This is a genomic window from Pedobacter sp. TM02, assembly GCF_059705275.1.
This window is the reverse complement of record NZ_AP046530.1, coordinates 484913-505245: the sequence shown is the minus strand read 5'-3', so window position 1 is coordinate 505245 and position 20333 is coordinate 484913. Positions and strand designations below refer to the sequence as shown.

At 45.7% G+C, this 20333-nt stretch carries 16 protein-coding genes; 2 read left to right on the top strand and 14 right to left on the bottom strand.

Annotation, left to right across the window (positions count from 1 at the left end; genetic code table 11):
* The first annotated feature begins 6 nt into the window (after positions 1 to 6).
* A complete protein-coding gene (locus AC6H1S_RS02200) occupies positions 7 to 1323 on the top strand; it encodes a TolC family protein (protein ID WP_497564968.1) in 1317 nt (438 codons plus the stop codon).
* 17 nt (positions 1324 to 1340) lie between these two features.
* Positions 1341 to 2204: an N-acetylglucosamine kinase gene (locus AC6H1S_RS02195; protein ID WP_497564967.1), complete on the top strand. Its 864-nt coding sequence runs from the start codon at positions 1341 to 1343 to the stop codon at positions 2202 to 2204.
* Between the two features lie 153 nt (positions 2205 to 2357).
* Here the strand turns inward: AC6H1S_RS02195 and AC6H1S_RS02190 are convergent, their stop codons facing one another.
* The 14 genes from AC6H1S_RS02190 to AC6H1S_RS02125 form a co-directional block, all read right to left on the bottom strand.
* Positions 2358 to 2555, bottom strand: coding sequence for a hypothetical protein (locus AC6H1S_RS02190; protein WP_199140684.1), 198 nt, complete (start codon positions 2553 to 2555; stop codon positions 2358 to 2360).
* Positions 2552 to 4075: a glycoside hydrolase family 10-like protein gene (locus AC6H1S_RS02185; protein ID WP_497564966.1), complete on the bottom strand. Its 1524-nt coding sequence runs from the start codon at positions 4073 to 4075 to the stop codon at positions 2552 to 2554. The genes AC6H1S_RS02190 and AC6H1S_RS02185 overlap by 4 nt, the downstream gene beginning before the upstream one ends.
* A gap of 77 nt (positions 4076 to 4152) precedes the next feature.
* Positions 4153 to 5745: a M20/M25/M40 family metallo-hydrolase gene (locus tag AC6H1S_RS02180; protein ID WP_497564965.1), complete on the bottom strand. Its 1593-nt coding sequence runs from the start codon at positions 5743 to 5745 to the stop codon at positions 4153 to 4155.
* A gap of 328 nt (positions 5746 to 6073) precedes the next feature.
* The gene (locus AC6H1S_RS02175) at positions 6074 to 7345 is read right to left on the bottom strand and encodes a DUF1501 domain-containing protein (protein ID WP_497564964.1); all 1272 of its coding nucleotides are present in this window, start codon (positions 7343 to 7345) and stop codon (positions 6074 to 6076) included.
* 8 nt (positions 7346 to 7353) lie between these two features.
* Complete coding sequence (locus AC6H1S_RS02170) at positions 7354 to 9327, bottom strand: DUF1800 domain-containing protein (protein ID WP_497564963.1); 1974 nt, start codon at positions 9325 to 9327, stop codon at positions 7354 to 7356.
* A 175-nt stretch (positions 9328 to 9502) separates the two neighbouring features.
* A complete protein-coding gene (locus tag AC6H1S_RS02165; RefSeq protein WP_497564962.1) occupies positions 9503 to 10957 on the bottom strand; it encodes a glycoside hydrolase family 30 protein in 1455 nt (484 codons plus the stop codon).
* 137 nt (positions 10958 to 11094) lie between these two features.
* Positions 11095 to 12372, bottom strand: a complete 1278-nt coding sequence (locus AC6H1S_RS02160; RefSeq protein WP_497564961.1) for an MFS transporter — start codon at positions 12370 to 12372, stop codon at positions 11095 to 11097.
* A gap of 8 nt (positions 12373 to 12380) precedes the next feature.
* Positions 12381 to 12605, bottom strand: a complete 225-nt coding sequence (locus tag AC6H1S_RS02155) for a hypothetical protein (RefSeq protein ID WP_199140690.1) — start codon at positions 12603 to 12605, stop codon at positions 12381 to 12383.
* Positions 12606 to 12616: 11 nt separating this feature from the next.
* On the bottom strand, positions 12617 to 13207 hold the full coding sequence (locus AC6H1S_RS02150) for a TetR/AcrR family transcriptional regulator (RefSeq protein WP_497564960.1): 591 nt from the start codon (positions 13205 to 13207) through the stop codon (positions 12617 to 12619).
* Between the two features lie 597 nt (positions 13208 to 13804).
* A complete protein-coding gene (locus AC6H1S_RS02145; protein ID WP_497564959.1) occupies positions 13805 to 15304 on the bottom strand; it encodes a hypothetical protein in 1500 nt (499 codons plus the stop codon).
* 168 nt (positions 15305 to 15472) lie between these two features.
* Entirely contained in the window at positions 15473 to 17206 is a 1734-nt protein-coding gene (locus tag AC6H1S_RS02140) for an STN and carboxypeptidase regulatory-like domain-containing protein (RefSeq protein ID WP_497564958.1), read from the bottom strand.
* Complete coding sequence (locus AC6H1S_RS02135) at positions 17203 to 18171, bottom strand: FecR family protein (protein WP_497564957.1); 969 nt, start codon at positions 18169 to 18171, stop codon at positions 17203 to 17205. The genes AC6H1S_RS02140 and AC6H1S_RS02135 overlap by 4 nt, the downstream gene beginning before the upstream one ends.
* A gap of 11 nt (positions 18172 to 18182) precedes the next feature.
* A complete protein-coding gene (locus tag AC6H1S_RS02130) occupies positions 18183 to 18737 on the bottom strand; it encodes an RNA polymerase sigma-70 factor (RefSeq protein WP_497564956.1) in 555 nt (184 codons plus the stop codon).
* An 83-nt stretch (positions 18738 to 18820) separates the two neighbouring features.
* Entirely contained in the window at positions 18821 to 20323 is a 1503-nt protein-coding gene (locus AC6H1S_RS02125) for a DUF4833 domain-containing protein (protein WP_497564955.1), read from the bottom strand.
* Positions 20324 to 20333: the final 10 nt, after the last annotated feature.

Below are 20333 nucleotides of genomic sequence, written 5' to 3'. Positions count from 1 at the left end.
ACATACATGAAATTAAAGTATTTTATATTTTTTATCGTTGGAAGTTGGGCTGGCTTATGCAATACAGCAACGGCGCAGGAGAAATTAACGTTGCAAGACGCCATTACCATTGCCCTGCAAAACAACTACGATATCAAGCTGATCAACAACACCGCCGCTATTGCCAAAAACAACGCCAACGCGGGCAATGCCGGCATGTTACCAACAGCATCGGGCACATTTAGCACGGGTGGAAGCAGGCAAAACACTGTTCAAACGCAATCTAGCGGTACGCAACGGGTAACCGATGGCGCCAAAAGCACCAACATGTCGTATGGAGTAGGCCTAGATTGGACCATTTTTGATGGCTTTAAGATGTTTGCCAACTACGACCGGTTAAAGGCTTTAGAGCAACAGGGCCAGGTAAATGCCAAAGCACAAATCCTCACCACGATTTCTGATGTGATTACGGCCTATTTCAACATCGTAAAGCAGCAACAATTGGTGGTCGCTTCTGATAGCGCCCTCGATATTTCTAACCTGAGGCTCAAAATTGCCAACAACAAACTGGAAATTGGCCGCGGTTCTAAACTCGATGTATTGGCCGCCAAAGTTGATTACAACACCGATACTTCTACCTACCTGCAACAAAAAAACCAGTTGGCTACTTTTATGGTTACCTTAAACCAGCTAATGGCTCGCGACGTGAACACCAAATTTTCGGTAGCAAGCGACATCACGATAGACAACACCCTCAATTATACGGAGCTGGCCAACCAGATGCAACAACTCAATCCTTATTTGCAGAGCGCCATGCTGAGCAAGCAAATTGCCGAGCTGAACCTGAAGCAGGTCAAAGGCAACCGCTATCCGCAAGTCAGCCTCAACAGTGGCTATGAGTTTTCGCGCAGCACTACCCCTACCGGCTTTAATACCAAGTTTAGGGCCAACGGTTTAACTTACGGGGTAACGGCCAGTGTAAACATTTTTAACGGCTTTTTGCAACGCCAAAACGAACGCAATGCAAAGGTCGAAATCAGCTCGGCCAGCCTTTCGTTAGATAAGGTGAAACAAGACATCAGCGCCCAGCTAACCAGCGCCTACCAAAACTACAGCACCTTTTTAGAACTGGTTAAACTGGAGCATCATAACGTTGACATTGCCAACCAGAATTTGGATATCACCTTAGCGAAATACCGCTTAGGCAGCATTGCGCCACTGGAGCTAAGGGAAGCGCAACGCAATGCCATCGATGCCAATAGCCGCTATATCGATGTGCAATACCAGGCCAAACTGGCCGAAATTGCGCTAAAAGAAATCAGCGGTACGTTAAATATTCAATAAATTGCTATTTTTAGTGCATGATTTTAGTTGCAGATAGCGGTTCGTCCAAAACAGACTGGATGGCCTATAGTCCAAATCAGATCTTATCTTTCAGTACGCAAGGCATTAATCCTTATTTTGTAAATGCGCACGATGTGGTCAAAATCCTTTCCAAAAACAAGGAAATTGCCCCTTATGCCACGGCCGTGAAAGAAGTTTATTTTTTCGGCTCAGGCTGTTCGTCACCAGACAAACACGAGATTATTTCTAACGGACTATCTGCATTTTTCACCAAAGCCTTCATCAGCGTAGACCACGACCTGATTGGTTCTGCCTATGCCACCTGTGGCGACAAAAAGGGACTGGCCTGCATTTTGGGTACCGGATCTAACATTTCGTATTACGATGGTAAAAATGTACACGATGGCAAACACGGCCTGGGCTATGTGTTGGGCGATGAAGGATCGGGCACCTATTTTGGCAAAAAAATACTGCTTTCTTTTCTGTATCAAACCATGCCTGCCGATTTATGCGAAGCTTTTGCCAAGGCTTATGAGGTAAACAAAGACATCGTTATCGAAAACATCTACCAAAAGCCTTTGCCTAATTCGTACCTGGCGGGATTTAGCCGTTTTATGAAGGCACACCAGTCGCATCCATTCATCCAACAGGTGCTTCACGATGGCTTTCAAGAGTTTATAGATACCAATGTAAAAGACTATAAATCATATCGCAGCCTCGACTGTAATTTTGTGGGTTCTATTGCTTATTACTATCAAGACGAATTGCGTGCTACTTTTGCGGCCAACCACATTAAAGTGGGCAAAATACTCCAAAAGCCCATCGAAGGAATTTTCGATTATATCCTTAAAAGGGAAGGCATTACCTTACAAATGAGTTAACCACTTACGAAGCTTTGGCAGCTCCGTAAGTGAACTTTTTCATCATTAGCTACCCCGCCCTTGGGCACCTCTCCATCGGAGGGGAATGGGAAATTTATTATCTTATTAGCCAACTATCTTTAAAGCTTCGATAGGTAGCCACCAACTACTTACTCACTTCAAATCATCTGCTTCATAGCCTTTCAATAGCCAATTGCCTTTGGCATCCTGCTCATAGCTAGCTTTATAGTTGGAAGCCGGCGGAATGGTAAAATGGAAACTGAACTGCCGGGCCGTTGGATCTTTGGGGATAAAATGATCTTTGATGGCGTTGGCGGTTGCTTCTATCAGTTCTTTGGGATGTGCTTTCATGGCTTGCTGTTGATGAGCTGGTGTTCTTCAAATTCACTTTCATTGCCTGTACGGTCTACTGCGGTTACCGCATAGGCATTTAAAGGGATTGAGGTTTTGGCCCCTTTAACAGTCGCTAAGATATCCAAAAATTCGTCTTTGCGGTTCAAAATCCTGTAGTTCCATTTATCGCCATATTTAAAATAAACCACCCACCTAAACACATCGCTTTTTTCTGGATGGCTCCACCTGATCTGCCATAGCGAATCTTTGGAGACAACGGCAACCTCAGGTTTTTTAGGTGCCTTTTTATCCAGCCATTCGCTAGGCGGTACCAAGGCTTGTTTCTGGTACGGCCCATCAATTAATCCCTGCCGCAGTTTTTCGTGTTTAACCAGGCCAGCCATGCTCCAGTGCAAAGCACCTTTGCTATTGGGCAGCATGCCCCGGGTAATCATAATCTGGTTGATGATTTCGTCTACATTCTTCTCGTCGCCACCCAAGCCGATGTTCATGCCGGGCCACAGGTGCCTGCCTTTGGTATTTTCAGACTGCCACCAGCCTAGCAGCACCGGAAAACTCAGCCTTTGCGCATTGACTGTCCAATACAACTGTGGGCTGAAATAATCGACCCAGCCTTTATTAAGCCATAATTTGGCATCGGCATAAAGCTTATCGTATTGGTCCATCCCTTCGATGGATTCGGGGTAACCCGGACGCCAAATGCCAAAGGGACTAATCCCAAACTTCACGTATTTTTTCTCGGCCTTGATTTCCTTGTAAACCTTTTCGATAAAGCTGTTTACGCTTTCTCTACGCCAATCGCCACGGCTCAATTTACCGCCGCTTTGCTGATAAGCGGCCCAGCTTTGGTCGTCGGGAAAATCGGCACCACCATTGTACGAATCGTAAGGATAAAAATAATCGTCGAAATGTACGCCATCAATATCATAACGCTTTACAATGTCTTTCACTACCGCCAGCGAGTGATCCTGCACTTCTTTTTTCGACGGATCCATCCAATACTGCCCGTCTTTCAGTTTGACCACCAAATCGGGTTTGGCCTTTACGATAGATTTGGCACTGGGCTCGCCACCCGATAAGTGATGGGCACGGTAAGGATTGAGCCATACATGCAGCTCCAAGCCTCTGTCGTGCGCCGCTTCTACCCAAAAAGCCAAAGGGTCGTAATAAGGTTCTGGCGCTTTGCCTTGTGCGCCGGTCAGGAAAAACGACCAAGGTTCTAAACTGCTTTCATAAAGTGCATCGGCCTGTGGCCTGATCTGCAAAATGGCCGCATTGAAATTCAATTTTTTAAGCAGGTCTAATAAGGCAACGGCCTCCTGCTGCTGTTCGGCCGGACTTAGGCCAGGCTTGCTGGGCCAGTTGATGTTAGCCACGGTGGCAATCCACCCAGCCCTGAACTCCTGCATGGCTTTAGGTGGTCTGTTCAGTGCTTCGTTGGGCGTTGTTTGCACCTGGCCATAAGCATTGAGGCTTAACAAGGTTGCCAGGCACAGTATGGTGTTCTTCAATATCATGAGATTGGGTTTGATAGCAAACAGACCATAGCTTTATGGGCTATGGTCCGTTTCATTATAATTCTAAATTGATGTGGTTAGTTTACGCCACCTTTGCGGGTTGCTTTTACCTGTGGAGGCCAAACGCCTGGCTTGCCCGTACGCTCGTTAACCGGCAAAGTAATTCTTTCGTTCGAAGTTTTTTCCGGATCCTCACAAGCCATGTACACCAAAATAGCGGCTAAAATGGCATTGCTTCTGATTTCGTCGAAAACCAATTTATCATAGCTATCGCGGTTGGTATGCCAAGTATAGCTGCCGTAATCCCAGCTGGTAGAGCTTAAGGAGAAACCCGGCGCACCCACGGCTACAAAAGAAGCAAAATCTGAACCGCCACCGCCTGGAGCACCAGGGAAATTAGTTTTGATCTGATTTTTGATGGTATCAGGTACTTGGGCCAACCATCTGGTTAAATAATCTTTGGCTTTGGCGAAACCTTGTCCCGAAAGGTTAACCACGCGGCCGGTTCCGTTGTCTTGGTTAAACAAAGCCTGCAGGTTGTTCACGATTTCTGGATGGTCTTCTACAAAGGCTCTCGATCCGTTTAAGCCCTGCTCTTCGCTGCCCCAATGGCCAACCAAAATGGTTCTTTTCGGGTTTGGATAGAATTTCTTCAACAAACGCATGGCTTCCATCATCATAATGGTGCCCGAGCCGTTATCAGTGGCACCACTGGCACCATCCCACGAATCGAAGTGGGCCGATAGCATCACGTACTCGTTTGGCTTTTGTGTGCCTTTAATTTCGGCAATGGTATTGAAGGTTGGCACCATGCCCAGTTCTTTTGATTCGGAAACAATATTAAGCACCGGTTTTGAACCATAAGTAGCCAGACGGTAAACCAGGCCATAATCTTCTACCGATAAATCGACCGTAGGAATCTTGGTGGTATTGGCACCAAAAATCTTATCTACGCCCCAGCCTTGCGACCAGTTGTTGATGATGATGCCCGCAGCACCTGCTTTTTCGATGGCTAAAGCCAAGTTTTTTGCGGTCAAACCAGTTTTGGCCAAGCGGTCTTTCCAAGCTTTAGCGGCTTCATCTTTTTCTTTTTTGAATTTGTTGTACAGGTCTTTCGTCGCAAATTCCTCCCAGTTTTTGTCCGGGCGACCGGATACCGGATTCATCGAAATCATGACCAATTTGCCTTTTACGTTAGGCAACCAATTTTGAAAGGCGATTGAATCGGCCACTTCTGGCAAAATAATGGCTTCGGCTTTCACGCCTTTGCCCGAAGTTGACGGGCTCCAAGCCAGTTGCGTGCCTTCTAAGGTTCTTACCCTTGGACTGATCAGATCGATGTGGCTTACGCCTCTTTGCCAGCCACGCCATTCGCCCCATTTTTCGTTCCTGGCTGTAATGCCCCAGTCGCCATATTTTTTTACGGCCCAATCGTTAGCCTGTTTCATTTGCGGACTGCCTACCAAACGGGGCCCAACAACATCCAACAGCTCGTGAGCCAGTTTCTCGAGTTGCGAATTGCTGTTTTCTTCGTTCACAATATTGTTGATGACAGGGTCTTTGCTGCTTTGAGCGAAACTCAAACTGCCGCAGCACATGCTGGCACCAATAAACATTGCAGCGGCATACCTTGCTGCAGGAAAGCCTTTGGGATGTAGAAAAGTTTTCATCTGTTCAAATTTTGTTTTAACGGTAATGAAATAGCCAGGGATTGATTTTTAAAGCAAATGGCCTCGAAAATCATAGCGGTTTCACGAATTATCCTTAAATAGTTTAGTTAATACTCGAAAGATAGAACTTTAGGGCCATTTTAACAATAAAGAGAAAGCCCCTGTGGCGATTGGGAAACACCAAGGGGCTTGTTATCAAATAAGTTACAAATTGACCTCTTACTGGCCTATGAGTATTGTTAGTTCATTTCCATGGAATTGGATTAAAAATCCAAAGTTATTAGGACGGGATGGCACATCCCGACCAGCTTTAAAAATAATTTTAGCCCTAAACGCCCCGCATTACCCCAATCTGCTTACCTGCCCAATCAGGGAAAAGGATTTTATCATTGTGGATGCCCAAATGCTTGTCGGCCACTTCGCTGAATACGGCCCTAAAATCGGTGGTTACGGCTAAATCCCTGCCATCTTCGAGGTTTTCTTTGGCTAATGGATTAACGATGCCGTGTACCAAACCGCCATTTACATCGTTGCCCAAAATAAAATTACATGAAGCCCGCCCGTGGTCGGTACCCCCGGTACCATTTTGCGCAACCGTACGGCCAAATTCGGTCATGGTCATTACCGTCACCTCATCTTGGTATTTGCTCAAGTCGGTCCAGAAAGCCATGATGCTATTGCTCAGGTCGTTTACATTGCGGGCAAAAATGCCAGTTTCGGTGCCTTGATTAAAGTGGGTATCCCAACCGCCCGATTCGGCAAAGGCTACTTCCAGGCCCACGTCCATTTTAATGAGCTGCGCAATCTGTTTGAGCGAGTTGCCTAGTGCCGTATTCGGATAAACGGCGTTATATTCGGGCTTATAGTTTTTGGTATCGGTTTTTTGGAGCATTTTAATCGCTTCGAAGCTTTCCTTGCCTGTATCCTTCAACAAGCCCGACGAAGTTTGATCGTACAGGTCTTCAAAACTCTTCGAAGCCATGTTGGCTCCTGCCTGGTTACCACGCAACTGGATGTTGAAATCGGCCAGGTTGCTGATGGCTACTGCCGGATTTTCGCCATAAAACGACCTTGGCAGCGAAGAAGTTAAACTTACGCCTTGAAACGGCGTAGCGGCCTCGTGTCCTAATAAACCCACGGCCCTATTGAGCCAACCGGTTTCGGTACCTTTGTTAAAAGGCGTACCCGATTCCATAAAATCCTGTGCATCAAAGTGCGAACGTGTATTGTTGGGCGAACCAATGCCGTGTACAATGCCGAGGCGCTTTTCGCGGAACATTTGTTCGAATACTGCCATGGAAGGATGCAAACCAAAACGGCCATCCAGATCAATCAGGGGCTTGTTTTTTCCACCTTGTGCAGCCGACATAAACAAATTGGGGCGAACCGCCTTTAAATAATTGTCGGTAAAAGGCGTAACGGCCATCAAACCATCCATGGCGCCACGCTGAAAGATGCACACCATGATTTTACGTTTTTTGAACAGGCCCGGGGCTACGGTACCCGCGACGGCATCGGCCAAAAATCCGGGTATGCCACCCAAGCTAATTCCAAATAAGGCCAAGCCTCCAGCTTTGATAAATCCTCTTCTCGAAGTCATGATAAATTTTATTTACGTTGAAATTCTGGTGATCCGATAATTACCCCTACTACTTGTGCCAACATGGAATTGTTTCCTGCCTGTTGGCCCGGCATATTATTAACTAAGGCTTTTTTGCCTTTTGGTTTCATTTGATCCGCATTTTCGCCCATGATATTGGCATCTTCGTTCGCCATCGCGTTCATTTGCTGAGGCGCCGCATTTTGAGCTGCGGCTTTAGCCACGTTGCTTTCCAAATCTGGATTGTTAAGCATAGGCTTTAGCCTCGATATGGTTTCGTCGAGCTTGCGTTCGGGCATCATCAGTTTACCATAAATATTTAAGGCCGCTTCGGCGCTTTCGGGTTCGTGGTTGTTGTTGAGGGCAGCCAGGTCGAAGCTGATGCCCGGAATACGTTGCGAAGCCAGGGCCAGTCCAAAGTTCATCCTGTTTAGCAAAGAACCTGTATTGATCCAGTACTGTCCGCGGTCTGGGAAGCCTGTTGGCGCTTGATAATAGTACATTTGCTGTCCCATTTTATTGATCCAGGTGTACAATTGATAAGGTTGCTTAATTGTAGCATCCAAACTGCGAACCGCGCTGATAGCCAATTCAAATGGCGATTTGGTTTTCTCGCGCAGGGCATCGGCCGACCAGAATTCAGGCGCACTGGCCATGGTCATCAATACTTGCCTGATATCGCCATTGCTGCTGGTAAATGTCTTGGCCATTTTATCGATCAGGCTTTGGGGTGGATTATCGCTTACAAAACGGACGGCAATTTTCTTTGAAATAAACTTGGCTGTTGAAGGGTGGTGGGCCAGCAATTCGAGCAATGCCACACCTTCTTCGTAACCGCCACCTGCCTTAAATTTCTTGCCCAATACTACTTTCTCGCCATTATCGTGACGGTTCATGGCAAAAAGAAAGTCGCCTTCGTGCACAAATCCCTGCTGGCGCAATTTATCATCGCCTACACGTTCCATCAGCTTTTTGATAGGCGCACCATAGCCGTTTTCGCCCATGGGGGCAATGGTCCATCCGGTTAAAACACGTGCGGCCTGGGTTACGTCGGTTTGGGTATAGCCTCCATCAACGCCCAGGGTGTGCAGTTCCATCACTTCGCGGGCATAATTTTCGTTAAGGCCTTGTTTTTTGTTTTTGGCATTGGCCTTTGCTTTTTGCATGAGTGCCTCTAGCCTTTTACGCGATTGTGCCTGGCGATTACCGGTTGCCATCATCTCATTGGCAGGCTCTTCCATCGGAACCACATTATTGCCTGTGCTGCTGAAATTATCCAAATACATAAGCATGGCCGGCGATTTGGCTGTAGCCAACAAAAGCTTGTCGAATGGGCCAAACACATTAGGTCGGATCACATCGCGCTCGTAGGCGGGCACAAAAGAAGCGCACTGGTTTTTGCTGAGCGATACATTAAAGTGGTTGAACCAAAAATCGGTCATGAGTTCACGCAACTGGTTGTTGCTGTAGGTAGCCCTTAATATTTTTTGGTTGATAAACTGCCGGTATAATTCCTGCTGTGGCCTATAGCCTTTGTCTTGCATGTACTTGGCCATGGTAGCCGCATACTCTTTTCTGTTGGCATTGTTTACCGAGTCTTTCGGAATATAACCATCCCTAACGGCAAAGCGAACCAGCTGTGCCCTGCGCGGGAAGATGTTTTCTACCTCGGTATTGCTCAGGTTAATAGCATCGAGCCTGGCCAACATGGGGTCAAGCTCTGCATCCGATTGATTGCCGGCCAACTGTTGCTCGAACCATTTTTCGAGGCCCATTTTCACCACGGCCTGTACATCGCCTGGCCGGGCGCCATAACTGAAACGACTGAGCAAATGAGCGGCGGCCTGCTGTTCGGTTAAACCGGCCTGTTTGTAGGGGAGCACAAACTTTTCTCTTCCACGGGAATTTACAAACGAAGAAAAAACAATAGCCAACCCAAATGCAAGCAGGCAAAAGTAGAAGTGGTGAATTCTTTGTTTCATATTTCAGGACAATTACCATGCTATGACAACAGAAAAACCATAAAGATTAATCGTATTTTACGAAAAAACAAAAACTTAACATGGAATATCTATAAAACTTCTCCAACACCCTCCAAAAACAAACCCCATTCCAACTTACATCGGAACGAGGTTGCCTATTAACCGTTAATATTTATTATTTAATGATCAAAGTGCTGATAGAGTGTGCTTCGCTTACGGTTTCGGCGGCCTGACCGGCTATCCAGAGCTGATAAGGCAATTTCTGATCGGTTGTATTCATTACCACCACCACTACCGAACCATCAGGGTTTTGGAAAGCGGTACTGCTTAACATGGTACGGCTTGGTGCGCTGATAATTCTTTTGGCACCCGGCTTAATGTATTTAGAAAAATGGCCAATGTAATAAAAGGAGTTGGTATACATCAGCTTACCCGATTTCACATCGGCATGCACTGGCGCAAAGCAGAAATTGCCCACATGATTTGGCCCACCGTTTTCGTCGAGCAGGATATTCCAATCGGTCCAGGCAGCGGTACCGGCATTAAAATCATTGATCATCGATAGGCCATAGCGTTCGCCAAGGCTCCAATCGTTGAGGCGGTCTAAGCTGAATTTCTCTACACAACCTTCGGTAAAAATCAGTTGTTTGGTTGGGAAAGCCTCTTTTACCCTTTTCAGGTTTTCGAAGTTCTGGTTGCTGCCTGTCCAAGTTTCATACCAATGGAAACCGATGCCCCACAAGTATTTTTCGGTCTGCGGATCGCTGAACAAGGTTGATGCCCTTTGGTAAATCAGGTCGCGGTTGTGATCCCAGCCAATCAGTTTTTTGCCAGCCATGCCATTTTTATGCAAGGTTGGTCCCAAAAAGTTCTTGATAAAATCTCTTTCTTCTTCGGCGGTATAGATGCACGATTCCCAGCGTTGCGTAGCCATCGGTTCGTTCTGTACGGTAAGGCCCCAAACCGGCATACCTGCTTGCTCATAGGCCTGGATAAATTTGACGTAATAGTTGGCCCATGATTGCTGAAAAGCAGGCAATAAAGATCCTCCTTTGAGCATGCTGTTATTGCTTTTCATCCAAGCCGGCGGGCTCCAGGGGCTCACAAAAAGGTTAACCTTTCCGGCCGTTGCCTGCGCCTGTTTAATCATGGGGATTTTGAACTTGCGGTCGTGGTCGATGTTGAAGGTTTTCAAATCCTTGTCGCCCTCGGCTACATAGGTATAGGTATCGCTCGAAAAATCGCAGCTGTTGATGTTGGTCCGCACCACGGTATAGCCAATGCCTTTGTTTTTATCGTAATAGGCCGTTAGCAGTTCCTGTTGGGTAGCTTTGGGTAATTTGGCAAATACTTCTGCCGAGGCATCGGTAATGGCGCCTCCAATTCCGATCAAGGTTTGAAAGGTTTTGGCGGGATCGACAAAAATACTGGTTTGTGTTTCCAGGGGCTGCTTGGCGGGTTTAAAGCTCAATACAGCGGTCTCTTGCATAGGTTTTCCTTCGCCCTTCACCGTGCTGTAAACGGTTACTTTTTTACCGGCGATGGCAACAGCTTTCTTTTGTTGCGCAAAAGAAATGGTACTGCCCAACAAAGCAGCGGCAAGCAAGGCAATTTTAGGGTACGTGTTCATATCTCTTAAGTGGTTTGCAAGGCAATTTATTGAATTTAATGGTTCAAAACAGCAAATTGCCCATTTTATGTGTAAAAAGTACACCAAGTTACAATCTCTGACAGATTATAACGACAAAAACTACGCAAACGTTTGCTTTATACACCTTCGCTCATCACGGCCTCTTCCATTTTGGCCGCGCCCTGCTGGTTGCTTTTTTGGGCAATCATGTTGCTTACGCGATACATGAGAAAGATACTGAGGATAGAAATGACCACGATTACATAGCCTACCACATCGTAATTTTGCAACGGACTGGCCTTGCTGGATTGGGTTACAATCATTCCGGCAACCGCCGCAGCTACGCCACCGGCAATCTGTTGCAAGGAAGCATTGATGCTCATAAATGCACCACGGTCTTCCAAATCAGGTACGGCACTGGTTAACGCTGACGAAGGTACCATGCGGCTCATTACGCCAGTCATCATCAAAATGTTAAAGATGAGCACCAGCCAAAAAGGAGTTGGGCCTAAATTGGTATAGACCACACACATGATCATCATCCAAACCGAGGCGACGGCAAAGATCCTTACTTTGCTCACTTTATCGCTTAAACGGCCTATAAAAGGCATGATCACCACTGACGATACCCCCGAAACCATAAATAGCATCACCAATTGGTCATTAGAAATCTTCAGGTTATTAATGGCAAAAGCACTCCCAAAAGGCATCATCATAAAACCTCCGATGGAGAGTAAAGCCGTAGCGGTAAACCCGATACGGTGCTTACGTTTTTGAATAGTATGCCACAAGTGCATAAATGCCGATTTGTCTCGTTGCACGGCCAGGTGTGCATTTACTGGTTTTAGCTTGAGCAGGATCGCAATGGCAATGAGTACAGCCAAAGAAGCCACCATTAAAAACGGCGCCTCCCAATTCCATTTGCTGGCTATGTATAAGCCTATGGGAACACCTAGTACCTGACTGGCGCCAAAGCCCATCTGGATAAAGCCCATTACCCTACCGCGTTGCTGCAGACTAAACAAATCGGTTATAATGGCCATAGAAATGGAGCCGATTACACCGCCAAACAACCCGGTAATGATACGTGCCGCAACCAGTTGCGTATAGGTATTGGCCAGGCCACAGAAAAAAGTACCGGCAATAAATCCGATGTAAAAAAACAATAATAGTTTTTTGCGGTCGAAACGATCGGCAAAACCGGCTGTTAACAGGCCTGAAATACCTGCGCTAAAAGCATAGGCAGATACGGCTACACCAAAGGCTGCAGGCTTCAGGCTCATCGACTTCATCAGCATATCGCCCAATGGCGACATGATCATAAAATCGAGGATTACGGTAAACTGGGTAATGGCCAATAAAAAAATTACCAGCTTCTGATAGCCGGTTAAAGGGATAATTTCTTGTGGTTTCATTTGTTGGGTTAAGTTAATTCGCAGCAGAAGTGCCCCTGCTGGTTAATCAGTTCTATAATTTGCTGATGTGTTAGGGTATACGAAACTACCCTCAGTACATAGTCTTGATCATCTAAGGCGATGTTCCATTTGGCAATGCCCTCGTGGCCATCTAAAATAGCCTGAAGCTTGGCCTTGCAGGCTTCGCTTTTGATATCGGTTTTAAAAAGGAGGATGTGGTCAAAATTTTCCATGGAATCAAAATCTAATTCTTGAGTGCCTTAATTACTAAATCGAAGGTTTGCCACAGCATTTCATCGGTCATTTTAAAAGGCTTGCCACCGAGGCTCTGGCCTTCGCGGTCGAACCGGATGAGCGCATAGAGCGGCGAATAGGCTACCGACCAAAATACTTCAAACGGCATGGCATTGACTTCGCCCCGTTCAACCACTTGGTGCATAAAGCGCGCGATGACATGCTTGAACTTTTTCATAAAATCGTCTAAAAAGCGCTCTTGGTAAGTAGAGGTACGCAACTGTTCCAAAAACAAGCCAGACATCGGATTTTCGCTGATAAAAGCATAGCGGTTTCGCCATTGAATGCGCATTCCTTCTTCAAAAGAGGCTTCGGGATCGAAATCCTTGATCATGGCATCGCCCATGCGGTCGCCTTCTTCTTTGGCAATGCTGATGATCAGATCGTCGCGGTCTTCGTAATAAATGTAGAGCGTTGCCACCGAGATGCCGCAGGCCTTAGCCAACTTGTTCATGCTAAAGCCCTCAAAGCCATCTTCAACAATCAGCTTGATGGCCGTTTGCTTGACCAATTTTACCTTTTCTTCATCCCTGACTCTCATGGATACAAATATAAATGAATATTCATTTACTTATATGGGTATTTCGATTAAATTTTGGTGAAATCAAAAGATGATATTGTATCTTCAAACAAATTACTCGGCTACGAAAAGTGATTTTCGACGCATTGGTTAAGAACACAGAAGCCTAGAAGTCCATAATGCATCCCGTTCTTTTTTTTATAGGATTACCTCTTACTTTCTCAATCTCAGCCCAATCCTTATAAGGAAACTTATACCGCTCATCGAAAAAATAAAGTCTCCAGCGCCAAAAAGCCAATGGGTTTTTAGTGAACAAACGATAAATTTTTTTGTCCTTTTGATCGGGATAATAGGACATACAGGTCTTGTAAGACATATTCATCATTTCAAAATTTCGGTCCATATACTCGTAGAAGGTAAAGCTTCCATCGTAATTGCTATACCGGTAATGCCTCTGGTCTACAGATATTTTAAGTAGCTGTCTAAATGGGGTTATATTGGACAGGATTATAATGGAGACCATAACAATGATGATAATATACTTGCGTTTCATATGCCGTTAGCTTTATTTCATGACAATAAACTTGGATACAATGTAACTAATGGATATAAATTTTCCTATGGGCCACAATTCGTACTTACCTTTCCTGTGCCTGCAACTACCGAGGCACCGCTTACGTTGTTGTCGGCCATGGTCTTTATAGTATTGTACAACCCATTTGGAGTTTTCCCATAGCTAGAGAATACTGTGTTTGGAGGAACGGTATTGGATACAACCAACTGGTTATTGGAGGCCCTGCCCGAATTAAAAACATCTAGTGCAAAAGTTGTACAATTATACCCAGTCATGCTGTAATTATTAGCAGATTTTTCTTTTGCTGTGGCCAACATCTGTTCAAACTGACTTGCACTTACAGTCATTGCCAAGCTCGCATCATACGGATGCGTCTGATTATCGACTATCATGCTATTTACAGACAACTGGAACGCGGCCTTGATATAGTTTTCCGGATAAAAGCCTATAGTTTCTGTTACTGTTGTACTCCCATTTGTTTTGGTAAGTTCCAAAAATGTATGCCCAGGCTCCCTATTTTCGTTCAGTAATGCTTTTGGATTGCTGTTAACCGGAAGGTCAGCACAGATTTTAGCACTGTAGATTGTATTACTATTTGTAGGCACACTGTTAAAGCAGTCTAGCCTTCTAGACAAGCGAATAGAATCGAAGGTAACCAAGAGTTCATAGTCTTCTCCAGGATCTTCCAAATCAGGACCATCGCTACCACCGCTGCCACTATCAGTTGGCGGATCGGGATACCATACTTGCTGGCACACCTCTTCTTCGCTAGAATCGGTCATATAAAAAGTTACCCCACACATGGGCTGTGGCCAATAGCAGTTATAACTATAGATCACCATAACTTCTCCTCCGCAATAGCTATAACCTGCCGATACAAACGTACAGTGCCTGATTACCGTTTGGCAATCTGTTTGCCAATATGAGGTTGCGCCACCGACAGATTGCAATTTTCTACCTATTATTTGGTTCTTCTTATAAGATTCGCTAAGCCTTCCATTTACATAGTCCAGCAGATAACTACCTTTGCCATTAAGGCTGGAAAGTAACAGATTTCCCGTAAAATGGCGCATAATGACCTCGGCTTTATCGGCTGAACGATCCTTGCTGAGCTTGTCTTCCGGCAGATAATAAAAGGCTTTATAAAAATCTTTCTCATTTTTGACCATCAAGTAGGTTGCCGCACCTATTTCCTGTATCCTAGCTAATTTACCATCTCTATTTACAGTCCCGATCATAGGATAGAATACATAAGATACGCTGTCATTTACTATTTCTAATCTTGGCTTTTCCCAATCCGGTGACCAGGTTATGCCTTTATCGTCATTAGCAATAAAGCGCATATTCAGTTTCTGGTCATAATATCGTTGCTTAATGGCATCTAGCCTTGCAAGCAGGTCTAAAGAATTTTTTGAAAGTGTTGTTTGGGTAAGTGGTTGAGGCGTCTGGTCTTTCTTGCAAGAAACAACGAACGCCATTAGCAACAAACAGTGCATTCCGTAAAGCCTGATTTGATGCCAGAGAGCATTTGTCTTCGTTTTCATAAGTAGTTTTTGTTTTCTGGTTAATTCAGGGACGCTAAACAAATTAAGCAAACGAAGGAATTAAAACAAAAATGTTACAATTATGAACATATCAGCTCAACACTGATCAATTAGCGCATTGATTTTGATTAAGCCTTTTCTATATTACCTTTCACTTCTACCTTTTCCCTACATGAGCGTAATCCCCGCACTCCAGCCTACCCAGCCCTTGTAACGGCCCACATCCTGATGCCGACTAGGCACTATCTGCTGTCTATAGTTTTTGCCACTCGAACCCAAGGGGGCTTTGCTCACGTAATAATTGTAGCTAGGTCCGCCGAAAATGCTTAAACCCTTAAACAGTCTGAACTGCAGGTTGAGCTGGCCTTTGTACAGCATATTGGCATAATCCCAGTTGCCCAGGTACAGGTGCTGCGCACTGAGTTCGGTGGCAAAGGAAAAGGTTTTTCCCAAAATGAAATCGTGACCCATGCCCAAGCCGAAACTGATGACCTTAGCGGTATCCGAAAAATTATAGCCACCGATCAGCAACGTATACAAATTGGCGTTGCCCGATTTATAGGCTACATTGGCATTGATGGTTTCGTTGGTAGAAAAGCTCAACTTATGGTAGCCGGTTTTCACCAAATTGATCAGGCCCAAACTGGTACCCGACGAAGTATCGGAAGCATTAACCAGCGCCAATTGAAAGCCCTTGTTGTTTTTGGCATAGTTAAACAAGCTTGAAAGCTGCACGCCTCGCACGGTACGGGAGCCGATGTTGCCAAGCCCTGCAACCTGTATGCCATTTACTTCCCGACTGGTTATATTGCTTAGCCCAGAAACCTGTATGCCGCGCAAATTTTGGCTTACAATATTAACCAGGCCTGCAACCTGTACCCCTTCTGCATTTTTCTTGACCTGATTAAGCAATCCCGAAACCTGCACGGCCTTAATGCTGCCTTGCACGCCGTTGTGCAAGCCCGCTACCTGCACCCCCGTTACGTTACGGCCCACCACATTGAATACGCCGGCAACCTGCACCATTTTCATATCGCCTTTGTTCAGGTTAAAGATCCCTCCAATTTCTACGCCATCTACACCGGCCGTATAGCCACCCAGTACATTGAGCGAAAACTTGTTAACCACTTGCGAGCTCATCATGCCATGCGAGCTTAGACCCGGTGTTAGCGACGCCTGAAATGGGGTATTGGCAAAAAAGCTGGGAATATTGAGGTTCTGGAGCCGTTGTTTTGAAGAGAGGAAAAAACGTCCGATTCCCAATTCTTCCAAAGCATTGCCAAAAAAAGTACCTTTTTCCTTGTCGGGATCGTTATAGCCTTCGGGCTTTACATTGATGCTCGACAGAAAAACCAAAGCGGTATCGCGATAGGTTTCCTTGCTGGCCGTTAAAATAATCGACTGGTGCTCGCCCTTGAATTTGAGCGTAAAAAAACCATCATTGTCGGTAATAGCCGATTGCAACAATTTCTTTTCGTATACGCTGGCCTGCTTTACTTTTTTCCCCGTCTTGGTGTCAATTACATAACCGCTAATCATGTACAGGTTTTCGGCGGTGGTAATGTTTTCGGGCTCTATGGTAAAATGGTTTACGGCATAGCGCAAAATAATGTACGAATCGTTTTCCTTGTAATCTACCTTGCCATCAAACATCGCATCGAGCACTTCCCTTACCGGCTGGCCCTTGGCATTGAGGTTAACCAAGCTATCCTGGTTAATAAGCGAGCCGTTGTAGGCGAAGTAGAAATTGCCCGCATTGCTGATTTTTTGCAGCACATCGCCAACACGCTCCTGTCGGGCACTAAAAGTGACCCTTTTCGACAGGTTGTTCTGGTAAACCGAAGTTTGGGCCCTAACCCAGGTTGCCAAGCAAAGTAAAACAAGGGCTATTTTTATTTTCATTTCTGCTTTTTAGACAGCACAAGCTGCTGTTGGTTACGAACAACTTCCAAATCTAGCGCATCGCAAATGATATCGAGGTTCTTGGTAAGCGAGCTATATTTTAAAGGTGCGGTAAAAGGAAGATCCCTCACGTTGTCATTTACCACCACATGGCTGCCGTAGGCTTCGTTCAAAATATCGACCAATTCGTGCAGGGGCGTATTGTTTGACACAAACATACCAGTGCGATAATAGCTATACAATTGGTCTTTGCTTTGCTGCTTGGCCAGCTGCTTGGTCGCTGGGCCTATGAAAATGCGTTCGCCTTTAACCAGCCTCACTTCTTCGCCACCAAGCCTCACTTTTACAATGCCGCTTTCTACCACAACTTCTGTTTGGTTGCGGTTGAGGTGCTTGATGTTAAATGAGGTACCGACTACCTGCACCGAAACCTGGCCAACATCGATCACAAAAGGCCTGCTTTGATCGTGGGCTACCTTAAAAAAAGCCTCTCCGTGCAATAGTTTTATGCTCCGGTTGTTTTCGAAATTGCGTGCATAGCTCATGGCTGTGTTTTTATTGATGGTAAGTTCAGAACCATCGGGCAGTACCTGATTAAACACCAGATTGCTTGACGAAAGCTCGATATAGGCTGGTCTGAGCAAAGTATAGGCCGTCCAGCCACCAATAGCCAGCACTAATGCGGCGGCTAGGCTTAGCCAACGCCTACGGTTTGTTTGTAAAGGCTTAACCACAGGCTTCCGTTGCGTTGGCAGGGCATCGGCCTTAGCCTTGAATTTTAGCCAGGCAGCCTCCACATCAGGCTCTTCTTTGGGGGCAATGCTACCACTGGCCTGCCACAGTTTTTCGAGCTTGGCAAAGTACTTGGCATTTTCGGCATCGGCAACGAGCCATTCGTTTACCTGCCTATCTTCTTCTTCGTTTGTTTCCTTGAGCAGGAACTTAATCAGTATTTCATCGTTCATCACTCTTCTCCTTAATTTAGATAGTCTTGGTAATACATCATCCCCAATAGGGCCAGCAACAGAAAATCAGACAGTTTTACGCGCAGCAGCCTCAGCGCCTTGCCCATCTGGTTTTCTACGGTTTTGATAGAAATATTAAGCTTTTCGGCTATTTCCCTGTACTTGAGTTCTTCGAAACGACTCAGTTGGAAAATGGTACGGCATTGCTCGGGCAATTCGTTGAGGGCTTCCCGCAATTTGATTTCCAGTTCGCCCAGTTCGATTTTTGCCGAAGCCGAATCACTCAGGTGATCAGCCGTATGCAGGGTATAATCCTGGTATTTGAGCTTTACTTTTTCGTGCTTCAAAAAATTGAGGCTGTCGTTGTACACACATTTGTAGAGGTAGGCCTTCATGGAAGTTCCCACCTGCAACAATTCGCGCTTTTCCCAAAACTTAAGAAATAGCTGCTGCACTACTTCCTCTGCCATATCTAGGTCTTTCAGGATAAGATGGGCATAAGCATGCAGGGGCTTGTAATGGGTTTTGAACAATTGCTCAAATGCCTGGTCTGTATAGTTGTTCACTGAAGTAATTGCCGCTAGATTCAATTTGCTGCGTAAATATATTAAGTTAAATCCTGAACCGTTCTGCTTTGTACCAAAATCGTTTAGCCCAAATTGATCCTTTTCAGTACTTCGGCGCCGCTCTCACTGTTTACCGTAAACAAGTCGATGTACTGTACCTTGGGGAACCAAAAAGATCCTCCGTTTATTTTGACGAATACGCGTTTGAGCAAAAGATTTTTCCCCTCGTCTTTAATGTACATGCGGTATTGCTGGTCACTTTCCGATTTGATGAGGTATAAAGGCATTTTTTTATAGGCCGCCAACCTGATTTCGAACTGATCATTGCCCAAGGCCTTGCATTTGACACCGTAGGCAAACTTCTCTTCAATGCCGCTCAGGTTCTGGCATTTGCCTTGCTCCTCGTACCTGATCCATGAGCCTTTTACCGGATTTTCCTGATTAACCGTCCCATCGCTTGTATAGTTAAGCTCATAAATAACCGTGTTAGCATCGGGTGTGCGCTGCAAAAAGAAAAGCAGGTTTTTGCTTTTGGGCGTTGGCAAAGCCGCCGGTTTTTTTTCCTGTGCAAAAAGTAATTGACCCAATGCCAAAAGCACCATGACCAAGGCGATCTTGAACAGCCAATTGCTTGTTCTTTGAGCTCTTGAAACAAGTTTCGGTGTCCGCGTCAGTTTATGCCGGTATATTTTAGCCGGACTGGCGAAAATGAAGAACAGCATTTCGCCTATTCCATCGCTATGCCTGATGTCTCTCAGCATATCGCGATACTCGTGAAAATTAAGGATAAACGGATTGGTTTTGCTCTCTACCGGCGTAGTTATGCCATATACCGGCTGTTCTTCTTCATATTGGAACGAGCCAAAAAGATGGTCCCACACCATAAAGGTGGCCCCAAAATTCTTGTCTAGGTATTTTTCCTGACTGCCATGGTGTACCCGATGGTTGGATGGCGTACCCAAGTGTTTTTCTATAAACGGATGCAATTTGCCAATGGCTTCGGTATGTACCCAAAACTGGTAAAGCGTACTGAGCTGGCTAGCCACCAACACCACAACGGGATGAAACCCCATGAGCACCACCGGGATAAAAAACACGGTTTTAAAGTGTTGCACCCAGCTTTGCCTAAAAGCCACGGTAAGGTTGTAATGCTCGGCCGAGTGGTGTACCACATGGGTTGCCCAGAAGAAACGGCAATAGTGCGAAATACGGTGCGACCAATAGCTGCAGAAATCGTAAAAAACAAAGCAGGGGATTAGCGTATACCAGTTAAGCTGCATGCGCCAGGGCAACAGGTTATATACCCAAATGGCACCCGAAACCAGCACGGTTTTGAGCAACAGGTTAACGGTCAAATTCCCCAAACCAATCAGCAACGAGCCCTTGGTTTCCTGTGGCTCATAAGTATGGTGTTCGCTAAAACGGGCTGCGATAAACTCTACCAGCGTAAAAACGAAAACAGCAGGCAAAGTGTAGGCCACCAGATTGGGCGTGCTGTGCTGCAGCTGATAAACAGCTGTTAACGCGATAGGCGACGCACCAAAAAGTTCGGAGAGCGATTGCCAAAAGGTTTGGATAGTTGACATATTTGTGTGT

Excerpts from the sequence above, each read along its gene's own strand:
- AC6H1S_RS02140 (WP_497564958.1), bottom strand. The coding sequence starts at position 17,206 with ATGAAAATAAAAATAGCCCTTGTTTTACTTTGCTTGGCAACCTGGGTT.
- AC6H1S_RS02155 (WP_199140690.1), bottom strand. The coding sequence starts at position 12,605 with ATGGAAAATTTTGACCACATCCTCCTTTTTAAAACCGATATCAAAAGC.
- AC6H1S_RS02160 (WP_497564961.1), bottom strand. The coding sequence starts at position 12,372 with ATGAAACCACAAGAAATTATCCCTTTAACCGGCTATCAGAAGCTGGTA.
- AC6H1S_RS02165 (WP_497564962.1), bottom strand. The coding sequence starts at position 10,957 with ATGAACACGTACCCTAAAATTGCCTTGCTTGCCGCTGCTTTGTTGGGC.
- AC6H1S_RS02135 (WP_497564957.1), bottom strand. The coding sequence starts at position 18,171 with ATGAACGATGAAATACTGATTAAGTTCCTGCTCAAGGAAACAAACGAA.
- AC6H1S_RS02180 (WP_497564965.1), bottom strand. The coding sequence starts at position 5,745 with ATGAAAACTTTTCTACATCCCAAAGGCTTTCCTGCAGCAAGGTATGCC.
- AC6H1S_RS02170 (WP_497564963.1), bottom strand. The coding sequence starts at position 9,327 with ATGAAACAAAGAATTCACCACTTCTACTTTTGCCTGCTTGCATTTGGG.
- AC6H1S_RS02185 (WP_497564966.1), bottom strand. The coding sequence starts at position 4,075 with ATGATATTGAAGAACACCATACTGTGCCTGGCAACCTTGTTAAGCCTC.
- AC6H1S_RS02125 (WP_497564955.1), bottom strand. The coding sequence starts at position 20,323 with ATGTCAACTATCCAAACCTTTTGGCAATCGCTCTCCGAACTTTTTGGT.
- AC6H1S_RS02195 (WP_497564967.1), top strand. The coding sequence starts at position 1,341 with ATGATTTTAGTTGCAGATAGCGGTTCGTCCAAAACAGACTGGATGGCC.
- AC6H1S_RS02175 (WP_497564964.1), bottom strand. The coding sequence starts at position 7,345 with ATGACTTCGAGAAGAGGATTTATCAAAGCTGGAGGCTTGGCCTTATTT.
- AC6H1S_RS02190 (WP_199140684.1), bottom strand. The coding sequence starts at position 2,555 with ATGAAAGCACATCCCAAAGAACTGATAGAAGCAACCGCCAACGCCATC.
- AC6H1S_RS02200 (WP_497564968.1), top strand. The coding sequence starts at position 7 with ATGAAATTAAAGTATTTTATATTTTTTATCGTTGGAAGTTGGGCTGGC.
- AC6H1S_RS02145 (WP_497564959.1), bottom strand. The coding sequence starts at position 15,304 with ATGAAAACGAAGACAAATGCTCTCTGGCATCAAATCAGGCTTTACGGA.
- AC6H1S_RS02150 (WP_497564960.1), bottom strand. The coding sequence starts at position 13,207 with ATGAGAGTCAGGGATGAAGAAAAGGTAAAATTGGTCAAGCAAACGGCC.